16 protein-coding genes are annotated in these 15,447 nt (G+C 60.5%); 7 read left to right on the forward strand and 9 right to left on the reverse strand.

Annotated elements, in window-relative coordinates:
- Position 1: 1 nt before the first annotated feature.
- The 3 genes from PY649_RS09340 to PY649_RS09350 form a co-directional block, all read right to left on the reverse strand.
- Positions 2-2,344: a methyl-accepting chemotaxis protein gene (locus PY649_RS09340; RefSeq protein WP_285868015.1), complete on the reverse strand. Its 2,343-nt coding sequence runs from the start codon at positions 2,342-2,344 to the stop codon at positions 2-4.
- 187 nt (positions 2,345-2,531) lie between these two features.
- Entirely contained in the window at positions 2,532-3,431 is a 900-nt protein-coding gene (locus tag PY649_RS09345; protein WP_285868016.1) for a ribokinase, read from the reverse strand.
- A gap of 102 nt (positions 3,432-3,533) precedes the next feature.
- The gene (locus tag PY649_RS09350; protein ID WP_285868017.1) at positions 3,534-4,730 is read right to left on the reverse strand and encodes a DNA recombination protein RmuC; all 1,197 of its coding nucleotides are present in this window, start codon (positions 4,728-4,730) and stop codon (positions 3,534-3,536) included.
- Between the two features lie 183 nt (positions 4,731-4,913).
- On the opposite strand from PY649_RS09350, the gene def reads away from it, so the two are divergent.
- From def to truA, 5 genes are all read left to right on the forward strand, one after another.
- Positions 4,914-5,429 carry a peptide deformylase gene (def, locus tag PY649_RS09355; protein WP_285868018.1) on the forward strand — a complete coding sequence of 172 codons (516 nt, stop codon included), beginning with the start codon at positions 4,914-4,916 and terminating at the stop codon, positions 5,427-5,429.
- A 63-nt stretch (positions 5,430-5,492) separates the two neighbouring features.
- Positions 5,493-5,783, forward strand: coding sequence for a FitA-like ribbon-helix-helix domain-containing protein (locus PY649_RS09360; RefSeq protein ID WP_285868019.1), 291 nt, complete (start codon positions 5,493-5,495; stop codon positions 5,781-5,783).
- Positions 5,780-6,199 (forward strand): type II toxin-antitoxin system VapC family toxin, encoded by a 420-nt coding sequence (locus PY649_RS09365; RefSeq protein WP_285868020.1) that lies wholly within the window; start codon positions 5,780-5,782, stop codon positions 6,197-6,199. Before PY649_RS09360 ends, PY649_RS09365 begins: the two co-directional genes overlap by 4 nt.
- 78 nt (positions 6,200-6,277) lie before the next feature.
- Entirely contained in the window at positions 6,278-7,225 is a 948-nt protein-coding gene (gene fmt, locus PY649_RS09370) for a methionyl-tRNA formyltransferase (protein ID WP_285868021.1), read from the forward strand.
- The gene (truA, locus tag PY649_RS09375; protein ID WP_285868022.1) at positions 7,225-8,022 is read left to right on the forward strand and encodes a tRNA pseudouridine(38-40) synthase TruA; all 798 of its coding nucleotides are present in this window, start codon (positions 7,225-7,227) and stop codon (positions 8,020-8,022) included. The genes fmt and truA overlap by 1 nt, the downstream gene beginning before the upstream one ends.
- Before the next feature lie 36 nt (positions 8,023-8,058).
- Here truA and PY649_RS09380 read toward each other — a convergent pair whose 3' ends face one another.
- The 3 genes from PY649_RS09380 to dapD all read right to left on the reverse strand — a co-directional run bounded on the left by PY649_RS09380 (position 8,059) and on the right by dapD (position 10,851).
- Positions 8,059-8,658, reverse strand: a complete 600-nt coding sequence (locus PY649_RS09380) for a hypothetical protein (RefSeq protein ID WP_285868023.1) — start codon at positions 8,656-8,658, stop codon at positions 8,059-8,061.
- Positions 8,645-9,838, reverse strand: a complete 1,194-nt coding sequence (gene dapE, locus PY649_RS09385) for a succinyl-diaminopimelate desuccinylase (protein WP_285868024.1) — start codon at positions 9,836-9,838, stop codon at positions 8,645-8,647. The genes PY649_RS09380 and dapE overlap by 14 nt, the downstream gene beginning before the upstream one ends.
- Positions 9,839-9,993: 155 nt before the next feature.
- On the reverse strand, positions 9,994-10,851 hold the full coding sequence (gene dapD, locus PY649_RS09390; RefSeq protein ID WP_285868025.1) for a 2,3,4,5-tetrahydropyridine-2,6-dicarboxylate N-succinyltransferase: 858 nt from the start codon (positions 10,849-10,851) through the stop codon (positions 9,994-9,996).
- A 214-nt stretch (positions 10,852-11,065) separates the two neighbouring features.
- Here dapD and PY649_RS09395 point away from each other — a divergent pair, with 214 nt between their 5' ends.
- Positions 11,066-11,938 carry an LOG family protein gene (locus tag PY649_RS09395; protein ID WP_285868026.1) on the forward strand — a complete coding sequence of 291 codons (873 nt, stop codon included), beginning with the start codon at positions 11,066-11,068 and terminating at the stop codon, positions 11,936-11,938.
- Between the two features lie 115 nt (positions 11,939-12,053).
- Here the strand turns inward: PY649_RS09395 and PY649_RS09400 are convergent, their stop codons facing one another.
- Both PY649_RS09400 and PY649_RS09405 read right to left on the reverse strand, forming a co-directional pair.
- Entirely contained in the window at positions 12,054-12,680 is a 627-nt protein-coding gene (locus PY649_RS09400) for a calcium-binding protein (protein ID WP_285868027.1), read from the reverse strand.
- Positions 12,681-12,797: 117 nt separating this feature from the next.
- The gene (locus PY649_RS09405) at positions 12,798-13,502 is read right to left on the reverse strand and encodes a pyrimidine 5'-nucleotidase (protein ID WP_285868029.1); all 705 of its coding nucleotides are present in this window, start codon (positions 13,500-13,502) and stop codon (positions 12,798-12,800) included.
- Between the two features lie 213 nt (positions 13,503-13,715).
- On the opposite strand from PY649_RS09405, the gene PY649_RS09410 reads away from it, so the two are divergent.
- Positions 13,716-14,486: an isocitrate lyase/PEP mutase family protein gene (locus tag PY649_RS09410; protein WP_285868030.1), complete on the forward strand. Its 771-nt coding sequence runs from the start codon at positions 13,716-13,718 to the stop codon at positions 14,484-14,486.
- Here PY649_RS09410 and PY649_RS09415 read toward each other — a convergent pair whose 3' ends face one another.
- On the reverse strand, positions 14,487-15,383 hold the full coding sequence (locus PY649_RS09415) for a LysR family transcriptional regulator (protein WP_285868031.1): 897 nt from the start codon (positions 15,381-15,383) through the stop codon (positions 14,487-14,489). It lies immediately after the preceding gene.
- Positions 15,384-15,447 lie beyond the last annotated feature (64 nt).

Consider the following 15,447-nt stretch of genomic DNA (forward strand, 5'->3'; position numbering starts at 1 on the left):
CTCAGAATTCTTCCCATTCATCCTGCGCCAGCGCATTCGCGCCCTGCGTTTGCGGCCGCGGTTTGCGAACCGGTGCGGCGGCAGGCGCGGCGCGGCGAGCGGGCACCGGCGCGCGCATTTGCTGGGCGGCGGCGCGCAATGCCGAGACACTGTCCTGGCCGCCATGCGATGTACGGAAGCGAGAGACAAGAGCCTTCAGCGTCTGGGCCTCGTCGTTCAGCGTCACGCTGGCGGCGGTGGTCTCTTCCACCATTGCGGCGTTCTGCTGCGTCACCTGATCCATCTGGTTCATGGCCGAGTTGATTTCCTTCAGGCCGATCGCCTGTTCGCTGGCGGAAGCCGAGATCTGGCGGATGAGGCCGTTGATCTCCATCACCTGCTCGGCGATTTTGTGCAGTGCATTGCCGGTGCGGCCGACGAGATCGACGCCTTCCTTGACCTGGCCGGCCGAGGTGTTGATCAGGGTCTTGATCTCCTTGGCGGCATTGGCGGAACGCTGAGCCAACTCACGCACTTCCTGCGCCACGACGGCAAAGCCCTTGCCGGCTTCACCGGCGCGGGCCGCTTCGACGCCGGCGTTCAGGGCGAGAAGGTTGGTCTGGAAGGCGATCTCATCGATGACGCCGATGATGCGCGAAACCTCCTGCGAGGATTGCTCGATGCCATGCATGGAGGCGATCGCCTTCTGCACGATCTCACCGGAGCGCCCGGCGTCCTCGGACGCCGCGCTGACGCTGCTAGCGGCCGTGCGGGCGTTTTCGGCGCTGGAGTTGACCTGAGCCGTCAGCTGGTTGAGCGCAGCCGCGGTTTCTTCCAGGCTTGCCGCCTGCTGCTCGGTGCGGCGGGCAAGGTCGGAAGCACTATTGCTGATCTCGCTGGTGCCGCTGCCGATATTGCCGACACTGAGGTTCATCGTGTGAACCGTCTCTTCCAGGCTGACGAGCGCCGCATTGAAGTCCTGCTTCAGCTGGGCGTATTCGCCGGGGAACTCCTCCGCGATGCGGTGTCCGAGATTGCCCCTGGAAAGCTCGGCCAGGCTCTGGCCGAGAATGGTGACGATGCGCCGCTGCAGGGCCACGGTTTCGCCGCGCTCCGCTTCCGAGCGGGAGCGCTCGCCTTCGGCGGCACGGCGCTGGTCGTTGGCTTCGACTTCCAATCTCTTGGTGTCGGCAAGGGCGAAGCGGAAGCCTTCGAGTGCCTTGGCGACCGAGCCGATTTCGTCGGCGCGCGCCTGGCCTTCGACGGGCTCAGCATAGTTGCCGGCGCTGAGACCATTGACGCTGGCGACCAATCCGCCGAGCGGCTTCTGCACGAAAGTGCGTACCGCGGCATAGAGCGCCAGCATGACGGCAGCGAGCACGAGGATGCCGCCGATGATCATCATGTAGGTCTGGTCGCGCACCGGCGCTGCAATGGCGCTATGCGGCACGTCGACGAGGACGACCCAGGTGGCGTTCAGCCCCGGGACGGCGAAGGGATAGACCACGCGGTCGAATTCTTCCTGGCCGCCATCGGTAATGTTCTTCACCAGCCCCGCCGTCGACGAGGTCAATGCTGCCTTGATGACGTCGGCGCCGTCGCCGCTATAGTCCTTCATCAGCAGGTCCTTGTTCGGCGCCACCAGCCACTTGTTGTCCTGGGAAAGCAGGAGGACGCGGCCGGAGCCGAAAGGATGCAGATTTTGCAACTTGACGGAAAGCGAGGCGAGCGAGATGTCGACGCCGGATACACCGATCAATTTGCCGCCGGACATGACCGGATAGGCAATCGAGCTCATGGTTGTCGGAACATCGGTACCTTCGGCCATGTATGGCGGTGTGATGGAGCCCTTGCCGCTGGTGGCTGCAAGCTTCCACCATGCGGCGGTGTAGTCGTTATCGAAGGTGGAGAACTGAATGCCGCCATCCTTGGTCTTTGACCAATAGGGTGTAAACGCGCCCTTATCGTTGACGCCTTGGTCCTTGTTGTTGGCAAGTTCGGTCGTCTTGCCGTCGAAGGTGCCGAGTTGTTCGCAGAACCAGCTGCCGAAGGCGAAGGCGTTCTGCTCGACATTGGCCTTGAGGATATTGATGATGCCCTTGCGATCGAAGGTGTGGCCCTCGTGGCCGCGGCCGATGATGGCGGCCATGGAGCGGGCAGCGCTGGCGAGCTCGCCGATATTGGCGGCGACTTCGTTGGAGATGGATTTGGCCTCGCTATTGGCCTGATCCATCGTCAACGTCTGCACGCGATCACGGGTCTGGGCGATCAGCAGGAAGTTGGACACGAACAGGACGAGCGCGATCGCCAGCCCAGTGACCACGATGAGCTTGGCCGCAAGCGACTTCATACGAAAGATGGACATCATTTCCTCGAGAGAACGATGCGTCGGATGCACATTATCCGGATGCAAGGTCGGCACAGGATGGCACCGTCATGGGGCCGCCGCGAAAGCGCCTGCCGCCGCGAGACCGCAAACTACGGCAGACTTGAGGAGAATGATCATGAAGCGGAAAAATTTAATTAAATTTCCACGGCTAGGAATGGCAGTCTCAAAGATGCGCAGCGACATCGCTCGCGACTGGGATAGACGGTTGCGCGCCTGGCTTTAGGCAAGCCAGCGAACCGGCGACGGCGGCACGGCGCAGCGCTGCGTGAAAGTCGAGACCCTGGTCGAGGCTGGCGGCCAGATAGCCGCAGAAGGTATCGCCGGCGCCGACGGTATCGACCGGTTCGATGACAAGGCCCTTGGCGCGCGACAATTCACCATTGCGGATGGCGACGACACCATCGCCGCCAAGCGTGACGATCAGCGTCTGCCCCGTTTCCGCATGCAGGCGGACGAGCGCCGCCTCGCGATCACTGGCCGACATATTGTCCTGACCCGCCAGCCTCTCGAATTCCGTCTCGTTGGCGATGACGATATCGGCAAGGCGGCCGAGCCGCGCGGCATCGGGAATGAGCGGCGCGAGATTGAGGATTGTGCGAACGCCCTTGGCCTTTGCCGCCGCAAGCGCCGTCTCGACGGCCGCAACCGGAATTTCGAATTGCAGCATGAGCGTATCGTTTGGGCTCAGCGCGTCGACCGCGGCCGTTGCGTCCTTGGCCGTCATCGTGCCGTTGGCGCCGGGCACGACGGCAATCATGTTCTCGCCGTCGCCTCCGACGAGGATGAGCGCCGTACCGGTCGGTTCGGAAACATGGCTGACGGTGGAGAGATCCGTGCCGGCCGCATCGAGCAGGGCAAGCGCAGGCTCGGCGAAACCGTCATTGCCGACAGCGCCGGTCAAGCGCACCGTCGAGCCCGCGCGCCGCGCTGCCAATGCCTGATTGGCGCCCTTGCCGCCGGCGGCAGTGGAAAAACCGTTGCCAGCTACCGTCTCGCCCGGCTTCGGCAGACGGTCGGTGGTGGCGATGAGGTCCATATTGATGGAGCCGAAAATGGTAATCATGAGATGTCCCGCCCTGCTTGTTGATCTCATGTGATCCGACGCAAAGGCACTTTGCGGGTCTTAAGATCATGCATTGATTTGGCGCGACACTGCCCGAAGCGATCAGTCCTCGTCAACCACCCTGAGCTTGAGCTGGCCGGTGCGGTTGTCGATCGGTTTCGGCCGGTCCTCGGTGATCGCCTTCGCCGGCTCGCCGGCGGCTTCGAATTCCAGTGCTTCTATCCTCTCGCCGCGACGTGCCAGCTTGTCGGCGGAAGTGACGATCATGTCGACATCCTTCTGCGCCAGGGCGAAATGCCCCTGCAGCTTTCGCACCCGCTCGTCGAGGCGGGACAGATCGTCCATCAGATGCGCGACTTCACCCTGGATCACATGCGCTTGCTCGCGCATGCGTTGGTCCTTCAATACCGCCTGGATTACCTGGATCGACAGCATCAGCAGTGATGGCGAGACAATGACGACGCGTGAACGCTGCGCTTTCTGCACGATCGCTTCGAAATTCTCGTGGATTTCCGCAAAAATCGATTCGGAGGGGACGAATAGGAACGCCGTATCCTGCGTCTCTCCCTGAAGGAGATATTTCTCTGCGACATCACGGATATGCACTTCGAGATCCCGGCGGAACTGCTGCGCGGCGAGCTTGCCCTGCTCCGGGTTTGCTGCCGCGGCCTTGCGGATAGCGTTCCAGGCTTCCAACGGAAATTTGGCATCGATAACAAGCGGCGGCGAGCCGTTCGGCATACGCACGGTGCAGTCGGGCCGCGAACCATTGGACAGTGTCGTCTGGAAGGCATAGGCGCCCATAGGCAATCCATCGGCGATGATCGTCTCCATGCGCGCCTGACCGAAGGCACCGCGCGTCTGCTTGTTGGAGAGAATCGCCTGCAGACCGACGACGTCCTTTGCCAGCGACTGGATATTGGTCTGCGCGGCGTCGATCACGGCAAGCCGCTCTTGCAGGCGGCGCAGGTTCTCATGGGTCGAACGCGTCTGCTCGCCGATCGTCGCCGTCACCCGCTGCGACATGCCGTCGAGCCGCTGGTTGATGGCATGGTTGAACTCCGCCTGCCGCGAGCCGAACACCTCGGCTATGGTGGAAAGCCGGCCCTGCATCTCGGCCTGCGCCCTGAGGAGCGCCGCCATGCTTTGTTCGGCATCCTCGGCCCGCAGCAAATCCTCCTCCGACCGCCGCCCTCTGCCGTTGATGACAAGGACGATGACGGCGATCAGAAGCACGATGACAAGGCCGGCCAGAACCGGGACTACAGGAATCTCTTGGCCCAAGAGGATAAAGGTCATGATATCGGATACTCGTGAAACTCGTGTCGCACCATAACAAAAAAGCGGAGAATATCTAGATCAAAACGTGAACAAAATTTCACGAAGCCTTTGCCGACCTGAAGTCGCAAGCGTTGAAAAAACACCCTTCAACCGCCATCTAAATAATTCCATCGCACAACAAGATGCGTTATGGGAAACTTCATGACGATCAAGCCACTCATCATTTTGCCCGATCCGCTGCTCCGCCAGGCCTCCGCGCCGATCGAGCGCGTCGATACCGAAGTTCAACGCCTTGCCGAAGATATGCTGGCAACCATGTATGACGCGCCGGGCATCGGTCTCGCCGCCATTCAGATCGGCGTTCCCCGCCGTATGCTGGTGATCGATGTGTCGCGCGAAGGCGAGGATAAGCAGCCGCTGGTCTTCATCAATCCCGAAATCGTCACCTCGTCGGACGATCGTTCGGTTTATGAAGAAGGCTGCCTCTCCATTCCGGACTACTATGCCGAAGTCGAGCGTCCGGCCCGCGTCACCGTCAGGCATATCGATCGCGACGGTAAGGAACAGATCGTTGAAGCCGACGGTTTGCTCGCCACCTGCCTGCAACACGAGATCGACCACCTGAACGGCGTGCTGTTCATCGACCATATCTCGCGTCTGAAACGCGACATGGTGATCAAGAAGTTCACCAAGGCGGCGAGGGCAAAGGCGCTCTGAGGGAAGGTTGAAAAACCAACTCGGCAAACCTATGATATCAGTGATATCAATTGGAGGTGCTGAATGAGCGACCTTTTGATTCGCGATATTCCAGATGCCATGAAGCAAGATCTCGCAGAGCGGGCAAAACAGTCTGGCCGCAGCCTCTCCGACGAAGCAAAGGAGCTTTTGCGGGCGGCGCTAGTGGCGGAGGATGTTAACGCCGGCCGGAGCGGATTGTCCGCTTGGGATGTTTTGCGTCCCATCCTCTATACTGGGGACGCCACTGCTGCTGAAGAATATCGGCGCATCATGGACGAAATTGAAGTGGAGCGGAAAAAGGATTTCGGCCGACCGGTTGAGGATTTCGAGTGATTCTCCTCGATACGAATATCCTATCCGAATTGACGAAGCCTGTTGCCGACCGCAAGGTCGAAGCATGGTTTCAGACGCAGCCGATCATGAACCTCTATCTCTGTGATATCGTGGTGATGGAGCAATCTTACGGGGCGGAGCGTTTCTTCCTGCGGACGAGATCATACCGCTACATTCAAATGTTCAACGAGCAACTCGTTTCTTTCCGCGGCAGGATACTGCGCTTCGATCATCAATCGGCCATCGAAACCGGCCGCATCCGGGCGCGACGCGAGAGAACCGGGCACCAGATTTCCGTCCAGGACGCCATGATCGCCGCCATCTGCCTCGGACACGGCGCGACGTTGGCGACGCGGAACACAAAAGATTTCGAGGGGGTTGATCTTAAGCTCGTAAACCCGTTTGAAGGCGGCTAGTGCATGATCCCAAAAACTGCGAAGCGGTTTTTGGACATGATGATGCCAAAATAGATATCTCTTAGCCGGACGGATCGCATGTCGCTAAGCATCATTTTCATGGGAACGCCTGAATTTTCTGTTCCGACTTTGCGGTCGCTGGTCGATGCCGGGCACAGGATTCGCGCCGTTTATACGCAGCCGCCGCGCCCAGGTGGTCGGCGTGGGCTCGACCTGCAGAAATCACCGGTGCATCAGGCAGCGGAGTTGCTCGGCCTGCCGGTCTTCACACCGGTCAATTTCAAGGATCCGGAAGAGCGTCATCGTTTTCGCGAGTTGGATGCCGATGTCGCCGTCGTTGTCGCCTATGGCCTGCTGCTGCCGGAGGCGATCCTCACGGGCACCCGGTTCGGCTGCTATAACGGCCATGCCTCGCTGCTGCCACGCTGGCGGGGTGCCGCGCCCATTCAGCGGGCGATCATGGCGGGCGACAAGAAAACCGGCATGATGGTGATGAAGATGGACAAGGGTCTCGATACCGGCCCGGTCGCACTGGCGCGGGAAGTCGAGATCGGTGACACGATGACCGCTGGCGAGCTGCACGACAGGCTGATGCTGGTTGGCGCCAAGGCGATGGTCGAGGCGATGAACAAGCTGGAGCATGACGAACTGCCGCTGACCGAACAGCCTGCCGAGGGTGTCCTCTATGCCGCCAAGATCGATAAGGGCGAGACGCGCATCGATTTCAGGCAGCCGGCTGCCGATGTTCACAATCATATTCGCGGCCTCTCCTCGTTCCCCGGTGCTTGGTTCGAGGCCGAGGTCGCCGGCCGGCCTGAACGTATCAAGGTGCTGGGCTCTGAAGTGGCCGAAGGCGATGGCCCTGCCGGCCGTGTGCTGGCGGATGATCTGGTCATTGCCTGCGGCACCGGTGCGGTCCGGCTGACGAAGCTGCAGAAGGCCGGCGGCAAGCCGCTGGCTGCGGCCGATTTCTTGCGCGGCACGCCGATTGCACCGGGCACGATGTTGGGGACGGGACCAGCCTGATGCCGCGTTACCGCATGACCGTCGAATATGACGGCATCCCCTATGTCGGTTGGCAGCGTCAGGACAACGGTCCGTCGGTACAGGGCGCGATCGAAGGCGCCATCCTGTCTCTGACGGGCGAGAAGGTCTCCATTCGTGGCGCGGGACGCACCGATTCCGGCGTACATGCCATGGGCCAGGTTGCGCATGCCGATCTTTCCAAGGAATGGAAGCTGCATACGCTGCGCAATGCGCTGAATGCTCATCTGAGGATGGCCGGCGAGCGTGTCGCCATTCTCGATGTCGAGCAGGTCGATGGGAGCTTCGACGCCCGTTTCTCGGCGATCCGCCGGTATTATCTCTACCGGATCATCGCGCGCCGGGCGCCGCTGGCGCTCGAGGCCGGGCGTGCCTGGTGGGTGCCGAAGGATATGGACCACGAGGTCATGCATGCGGCGGCGCAGACGCTGGTCGGGCGGCATGATTTCACCACCTTCCGCTCGGCGCATTGCCAGGCAAACAGCCCGGTCCGCACGCTCGACCGGCTGGATGTGACCCGCAATGGCGAGCTGATCGAAATCCGCGCCACGGCACAAAGCTTCCTACACAACCAGATTCGCTCCTTCGCCGGCACACTGAAGCTTGCGGGCGAGGGCAAGTGGACCGTGGACGATGTGCGTGCCGCATTGGAAGCACGAGACCGCAAGGCTTGCGGCCCGGTCGCGCCGCCGGATGGGCTTTATTTCATGCAGGTGGATTATCGCGATCCGTCCGGCTCGGTGCCGCCGCTTCTCGACGAAGAGTCCGACGATTCCTGAATCGCATCGCGGTTCTCAAGCAGTTGCGGACATGCCTTAGCCGGGCGGATAGACGCCGAGGAAGCGTTGCAGAAAATCCGTCAGCAGCATGGTCGGGATCAGCAGCACCAGCGTCAGTGCGCCGACAAAAAGCGGATGCGTACCGCAGATCATCCTGAGAATGCGCGCCAGCGAGAAGATGATCGCCATCATCAATGCTAGCCACAGGATGGCCGCCAGCCCGCTGGAGCCGGGAACGAAGGCGAGCAATGCGATCAGCAAGGAGTTGAGATAGGAGGTCGGCAGGCCGAGCCAGTTGACTACCACAACGATAGGCGCGAATTTGTCGCCGAAGCGAAAGATCATTAGCAACACGCCGGCAAGTATCAGCGGCACGAGCCAGCTTGCCGCCTCGACCAATGCGAGGCGAAAGAAAAAGGCCATGCCTGTCGAGGTTTCCGGCGGCATGGCGGTGAGATAGGCCTGCTGCCACCAGAGCCACGAAATGCCGATCGATGGCAGACTCCAGAGTATCGCCCAGAAGGATCGCAGCATGCCACGATCTGATATGTCGAGATATTGGAAGCCGCGCGCATCCATGCGGATCAGCAGCCATAAACCCGCCAGATAATATTGGACTTCCCTAAAGGTCGGCATTCGTAAACCAGCGCTGGATGAAGGTCTCGTAGATCTCGGTCAGGGTTTCGAGATCCGATAGCGCCACCCGCTCGTCCACCATGTGCATGGTCTGGCCGACAAGGCCGAACTCCACGACAGGGCAATAATCCTTGATGTAGCGTGCATCAGAGGTGCCGCCGGTGGTCGAAAGTTTCGGCATGCGGCCGGTGACGTTTTCGATCGCCGAGGATAGGGAGGCGATCAGCGCGTTGTTGCGCGTCAGGAAGACCTGGCTCGGGCGTTCTGACCAGACAATGTCATATTTAGTCGGCTCACGACCTAGTCGAAGCGTTTGGTCCGCGGCAGCGCCATCGAGGCGGGCGAGAATTTCCGCCTTCAGCGTCTCGGCGGTCCACGTGTCGTTGAAACGAATGTTGAAGGCGGCCGTCGCCTTGGCCGGAATGACGTTTGTCGCTGCGTTGCCGACATCGATCGTCGTCACTTCGAGGTTCGACGGCTGGAAGTTGTCGGTGCCAGTGTCGAAAGGCGGATCGAGCAAAGCCTCGGTGAGCTTGACGATGCTGCGCACCGGATTGTCGGCGAGATGCGGATAGGCGGCATGACCCTGCACGCCATGAACCGTGATGAAACCGGATATCGAGCCGCGCCGGCCGATCTTGATCATGTCGCCGAGTTGGTCCGGATTGGTCGGCTCGCCGACGACCGAGGCATCCCATCGCTCGCCCCGCTCGGCCGCCCATTGCAGCAGTTTGACCGTGCCGTTAATGGCCGGGCCTTCTTCGTCGCCAGTGATCAGGAAGGAGATGGAGCCGGCAGGAGCACCATGCTTCTCGATATGGCGGGCGACTGCGGCGGCAAAACAGGCGATGCCACCCTTCATGTCGACCGCGCCGCGGCCGAAGAGCTTCCCACCGGCGATCTCGGCGGCAAAGGGTGGATGGCTCCAGGAGGCCGCATCACCAACCGGAACGACGTCCGTGTGGCCGGCAAACATCAGATGCGGCCCGTCGGTGCCGAGGCGGGCATAAAGGTTCTCGATATCGGGTGTGCCCAGCTCGCTTGCCGTCATGCGCTCGACCTTGAAGCCCAGCGGCAACAACATGTCGGCAAGCGCGGTCAGTGCACCGCCTTCAGCAGGTGTGACAGACGCGCAGCGAATGAGGGTCTGCAGATTGGTGACGGGATCGGTAACGGTCATCGGAGGCAACTTATCCGGCGGGAAATGGCAAAGCGATGGCAAAGGATCGGCGATGAGTCGAAAATCTTTGCGGCGATTCAGCAATCGCACACGCATGCTCACCCGGCAAGCATGAGGGAAGCGCGATATGGGAACCGCGCTTCCAAAAATTGCAATCAGTCGCGCAGCAACTCGTTGATGCCGGTCTTCGAGCGGGTCTTTTCGTCGACGCGCTTCACGATCACCGCGCAATAAAGGCTGGGGGCCGGCTGCCCGTTCGCCATCGTGTTGCCGCTCGGCAGAGCGCCGGCGACGACGACGGAGTAGGGCGGCACTTCGCCATAGGTAATCTCGCCGGTGGCGCGATCGACAATCTTGGTCGACTTGCCGATGAAGACGCCCATGCCGAGCACGGAGCCTTCGCGGACGATGCAGCCTTCGACCACCTCCGAGCGCGCGCCGATGAAGCAGTTATCCTCGATGATGGTCGGACCGGCCTGCATCGGCTCCAGAACGCCGCCGATGCCGACGCCACCCGACAGATGAACATGCTTACCGATCTGTGCGCAGGAGCCGACGGTCGCCCAGGTGTCGACCATGGTGCCTTCGCCGACATAGGCGCCAAGATTGACGAAAGAGGGCATCAGGATGGCGTTTGGCGCGATATAGGCCGAGCGGCGGACGACGGCATTCGGTACGGCGCGGAAACCAGCCTCGCGGAAGCGGTTCTCGCCCCAGCCTTCGAATTTCGACGGTACCTTGTCCCACCAGGCCGAGCCGCCCGGGCCGCCGTCGACGACCTGCATGTCGTTCAGCCGGAAAGAGAGCAGCACCGCTTTCTTGAGCCACTGATTGACCGTCCAATTGCCGTCGGAACCACGTTCGGCAACACGGACCTTGCCGCTATCGAGCAGCTCCAGCGCCATCTCGACGGCGTCGCGAACTTCGCCTCGCGTCGATGTGTTCACGTTATCGCGATTTTCGAAGGCAGCCTCAAGGGTCTTTTCGAGAGAGACGAGATCGGTAGCGCTCATGAGAATTCCTTAAAACGTCAGTGCCTATCGTGATTTCCGGAAAGGGGTCCGGAAGCAGTCGATTGGTCCTATAGCATGGAGTTCGAAAATGGAATGTCTTTTCCGCGCCGATTGAGCTTGGATTCAAGGCGTTGTAGTGCATATGCAAAAGCTTGGTCATTCCTGTCAGAGGGCGGGAATAACCAGTCATGATCGATTTGAAAGGCTTGAGTAGATGAGCAAGGCGAAGAACGGCAGGTTGAGGCGCAAGGATGGCGTATGGGATCCCTTGAAGACGAGCTCAGCCGACAAGAAGCGGGCCGAATCCGTACCGAAGACGCCGCAATCCATGTCGCCTTCCTATCGGCTCGCCTATGCCGACGAGGAGTTTCTCTGCCGCGAGGAACTGCGGCCGATCCGGCTGCAGCTCGAATTGTTGAAAACCGAGATGTCGCTCACCGAACGCGGCATCAAATCGACGGTGGTCATGTTCGGCGGCGCGCGTATTCCCGCGCCCGGTACCAGCGCCTGGGCGGCGCGCAACGACGTGCAGCGCGCAAATCTCGAGGCGGCATCCGTCTATTACGAGGAAGCCCGCAAGTTCGCCCGGCTTTGCGCGCGCTATTCCGCCGGCTTCGATTTCCATGAATATGTCGTGGTCACCGGCGGCGGCCCCGGCGTCATGGAAGCGGGCAATCGCGGTGCCTCGGAAGAGGGCGCTCCCTCCATCGGCCTCAACATCGTACTGCCGCACGAGCAGGCACCGAATGTCTACGTTACGCCGGAGCTCAGCTTCAATTTCCATTATTTCGCGATCCGCAAGATGCATTTCATGGTGCGCGCCAAGGCAATCGCGGTATTTCCGGGTGGTTTCGGCACGCTCGACGAGCTGTTCGAATGCCTGACTTTGATCCAGACCGGCCGCATGGAACGCTTGCCGCTGATCCTGTTCGGCGAAAAATTCTGGCGCGATATCATCAATTTCGATGCGCTCGCCGAATTCGGCACCATTGCGCCCGATGACGTCAAGCTGATCAGCTTCGTCGATACCGCTGACGAAGCCTGGAAGATCGTCGCGGATTTCTACGAGCACGATAACGGGCACTGAAGGTGAAAAGGCCCGCATCTGTGAGGCGGGCCTTTTCGTCTTGGGAGGATCATCTAGGGCGGCGTGATCCCCCAAGGCGTGATGCGCTTTCGGACAAGATCCTGCGCAATCGAATTTAGAGCAGCGGGCGGTTCGGCATGTCGTCCAGCGAGATCACGCCGTCATGGTTGCGATCCATGCGGTCGAAGAACTTGTTGGCGGCGTCCTCGGCTTCCTGCTTGCTGATCTGCCCATTGCCGTCGGTGTCGATGCGATGGAACATGAGCATGCCACGGATCAGGGCAGCCTCGCGGACAAAGTGGGTGCGGGGATCGTGGCGGCGATGCTCGCTCCTGTCGTCGTTATTGTCACCCTTGTTGTCACCGGCCTGGGCCTGATCGGTTTTATTGTCGTCGCCCTTGGCCTTGGCGCGTTCCGCACGCCATTCCTTGATGCGCTCCTGGCGATAGGCCTTGATTTCAGCCGGGGTGATCTGGCCGTCCTTGTTGGTGTCGATCTGGTCAAAGATTTTGTCGACGCCGGCCTTGAGCTCGTCCTTGGTAATCTTCATGTCGCCATTGGTGTCGAATTGCTTGAGCATCCGCACATAGGCGACTTCGGGTGAAAAGTGAGGGCGATGCCAACGGCCGCCGGGGCCACCCATGCCATCGTTGCCCTGCGGGGCGGCAAAGCTTGCCTGGGCGGCAGCGCCGACCAAAAGAGTTGCTGAAAGTGCTGCTAGAAGAAGTTTTTTCGTGTACATCGTTTGTATTTCCTTTCGTGCTGAAGGATGGTCAAACGATACGGCTGAAGGGAAAAAACGACCAATTAAACATCCGTAAGGCGGATGAAACTTTGGTAATCCGACCTTAAGAAACGGTTAAATCAGGGCTTCGAGAAAGGCCGTGAGATCGTCGGTCACGTAGTCGATATGATCGTCCTTGCCGCTCACCCTTTCCCACCATTCGACGACGATGCCTTCGAGATTCTGCGGCACGAGAAGGACGGTCTTCATGCCAAGTGCTTTCGGCACGGAGAGATTGCGCGGCAGATCCTCGAACATCGCCGCTCGCCTTGTGTCCACCCGGTTGAGGCTCATGAATTTGTCGTAGGTGCTGCCTGCCGGCTTCGGCACGTAATCGGCCGCGACGATGTCGAAGATATCGTCGAAGTTATTGAGGATACCGAGCGCACCGGCGGCGGCCTGTGCATGCTTGACGCTGCCGTTGGTGAAGATGAACTTGCGTCCCGGCAGCGCCTCGATGGCGGCGGCGAGCTCCGGCTGCGGCGTCAGCACCGAATAATCGATCGCATGCGCCTTCTCCAGGAAATCGTTGGGGTCGATGTGATGATGAAGCATCAGCCCCTGCAATGTCGTGCCGTGGTTTAGATAGTATTGTTTCTGCAGCTTCCGCGCCTCGTCCCGCTCCATTTGCAGAAGGGCCGAAACATAGGCCGTCATGTTCTTGTCGATCTGCGAGAAGAGATCGATGTGATGCGGATAGAGCGTATTGTCGAGATCGAACACCCAGTCGCGGATATCGGAAAAATCGGCAGGGCGAGGCAGCGTTTTTGTCTGGGTCATGGCGCTCTTATGACATGCAGCCTCACGCGAAGAAAAGGGAAATATGCTAGCGGCGCATGTGAGAAATGTCGCAGATATTGCCGGGAATTCCAACGCAGGCTATGGTTTTACTGATTGATTTCTGGGGTTGCGCGCTATTTGCCCGATGGAGGAGGAGCCCGAGCCTCTTCGAATGCAAGGGCCAGAACGGTCGGGTTTGCGGAGGGGGATAAGATGAGTCAGGTGGAAAAGGCAGAGGCGTTCGCCAAGTTGCATCGGAAGGGCGACCCGCTCATCCTCTTCAATATCTGGGACGCCGGCTCGGCCAAGGTGGTCACTGAAGCCGGGGCCAAAGCGCTGGCTACCGGAAGCTGGTCGGTCGCCGCGGCCAATGGTTTCAGCGATGGTGAGGCGATACCGCTGTCGTTGCTGGCGGTCATCACGCGTCTGATTTCAGTGACGAGCCATCTGCCGGTCTCCGTCGATTTCGAAGGCGGCTATGCGGTAGAGCCGGATGCCGTCGCCGCCAATGTGGAAAAGATCATGGACCACGGTGCCATCGGCATCAACTTCGAGGATCAGGTGGTTGGCGGCCGTGGCGTTCACCCGATTGAGACGCAAGCAGCCCGCATTCGCGCCATCCGGGAGATGGCCGAGCGCCGGGAAATGCCGCTGTTCATCAATGCCCGCACCGATCTTTTCCTTCAGGAAAGCGATACGGCCCATCATCAGATCCTGCTGGACGAGGCCTACCGCCGCGCCGATGCCTTTGCCGAAGCCGGCGCCAGCGGCTTTTTCGCACCGGGCCTTGTCGATGCGGAGCTGATCGAAGCCGTCTGCGATCGCTCTTCTTTGCCGGTCAACATCATGGTGCGTCCGACGACGCCCGACAATGTCACGATGGCGAGGCTCGGCGTCAGCCGTATCAGCTATGGCCCTGCGCCCTATAGGACAGTGATGGGAATGCTGAAGAGCGAGGCTGAGGGACTTTATCAACAGACCTGATCATCCCTGGCTGTTTTTGTCTGCAAGCACGCGCGCGACAAAATTCTGAACGACGGCGGAGCGCTCGTCACGGCGCGTTGCGAGCGCCAACCGCGCCACCGGGCCGTCGCCGCTGATCGGTATGTAGGTGACACCCGGCACTCGGATTTGCGCGACCGCTGATGGTACGACCGAAACGCCGAGCTCGACCGCGACGAGATTGGCGAGCGAGGTGATCTGTGGTGCGATCTGCCCGAGGATTGGTTCGAAACCCGCATGCCGGCAGGCAGCGATGATTCCATCGAACAGGCTGGGACCGGCCTCGCGCGGAAAGAGCACGAAAGGTTCGGCCGAAAGAGCCGACAGAGGCAAGGCGGCGGCATCGGCAAGAGGATGGCCGGAGGGAAGCGCGATGACCATGGCTTCTTCACCGAGCGAATGCGTTCGGAAACCGGGCGGGTCAGCCCGACCGGGCCGGATGAAGACCGCATCCAGTTCCTCGGCATCAAGCCGTTCCAGCAGCAGGGTCGTATAGGCTTCCTGCAACGTCAGATCGATTTCCGGGTAGGCGCGGCGGAAGCTGCGCACCGCCGACGGCACGATCGGGCTGAAAGCGGCCGAACCAGTAAAGCCCAGCCGTAGCCGCCCGAGTTCTCCGCGCGCCGCCCGCAACGCCAAGGCTTTCGCGTGCTCGGCCCTAGCCATGATCGCGCGCGCTTCCGGCAGGAAAACCTGCCCCGCCTCGGTCAATTCGGCGCCGTGCGACAGACGGCGAAACAACCGCGCGCCGATCTCCTCTTCCAGATCGCGGATCTGATTGCTGAGCGGTGGCTGGCCGATGCCGACGCGTCGGGCCGCGCGGGTGAAATTCAGTTCTTCGGCGACTGCGAGGAAATATTTGATATGGCGCAGCTCCATCTCTTCCCCCCAAACTGATTGGCAAGAGATACCTTTAGGATATGAACAAAGCCACTGCAATATA

This window comes from Rhizobium mayense, assembly GCF_030272705.1.
In the GTDB taxonomy this organism is placed as follows: domain Bacteria; phylum Pseudomonadota; class Alphaproteobacteria; order Rhizobiales; family Rhizobiaceae; genus Rhizobium; species Rhizobium mayense.

Coding starts and splice junctions, on each gene's coding strand:
- PY649_RS09395 (WP_285868026.1), top strand. CDS start 11,066: ATGAGCAAGGCGAAGAACGGCAGGTTGAGGCGCAAGGATGGCGTATGG.
- PY649_RS09350 (WP_285868017.1), bottom strand. CDS start 4,730: ATGACCTTTATCCTCTTGGGCCAAGAGATTCCTGTAGTCCCGGTTCTG.
- PY649_RS09380 (WP_285868023.1), bottom strand. CDS start 8,658: ATGCCGACCTTTAGGGAAGTCCAATATTATCTGGCGGGTTTATGGCTG.
- PY649_RS09415 (WP_285868031.1), bottom strand. CDS start 15,383: ATGGAGCTGCGCCATATCAAATATTTCCTCGCAGTCGCCGAAGAACTG.
- truA (WP_285868022.1), top strand. CDS start 7,225: ATGCCGCGTTACCGCATGACCGTCGAATATGACGGCATCCCCTATGTC.
- PY649_RS09345 (WP_285868016.1), bottom strand. CDS start 3,431: ATGATTACCATTTTCGGCTCCATCAATATGGACCTCATCGCCACCACC.
- PY649_RS09400 (WP_285868027.1), bottom strand. CDS start 12,680: ATGTACACGAAAAAACTTCTTCTAGCAGCACTTTCAGCAACTCTTTTG.
- PY649_RS09360 (WP_285868019.1), top strand. CDS start 5,493: ATGAGCGACCTTTTGATTCGCGATATTCCAGATGCCATGAAGCAAGAT.
- PY649_RS09340 (WP_285868015.1), bottom strand. CDS start 2,344: ATGTCCATCTTTCGTATGAAGTCGCTTGCGGCCAAGCTCATCGTGGTC.
- fmt (WP_285868021.1), top strand. CDS start 6,278: ATGTCGCTAAGCATCATTTTCATGGGAACGCCTGAATTTTCTGTTCCG.
- dapE (WP_285868024.1), bottom strand. CDS start 9,838: ATGACCGTTACCGATCCCGTCACCAATCTGCAGACCCTCATTCGCTGC.
- PY649_RS09410 (WP_285868030.1), top strand. CDS start 13,716: ATGAGTCAGGTGGAAAAGGCAGAGGCGTTCGCCAAGTTGCATCGGAAG.
- dapD (WP_285868025.1), bottom strand. CDS start 10,851: ATGAGCGCTACCGATCTCGTCTCTCTCGAAAAGACCCTTGAGGCTGCC.
- PY649_RS09405 (WP_285868029.1), bottom strand. CDS start 13,502: ATGACCCAGACAAAAACGCTGCCTCGCCCTGCCGATTTTTCCGATATC.
- def (WP_285868018.1), top strand. CDS start 4,914: ATGACGATCAAGCCACTCATCATTTTGCCCGATCCGCTGCTCCGCCAG.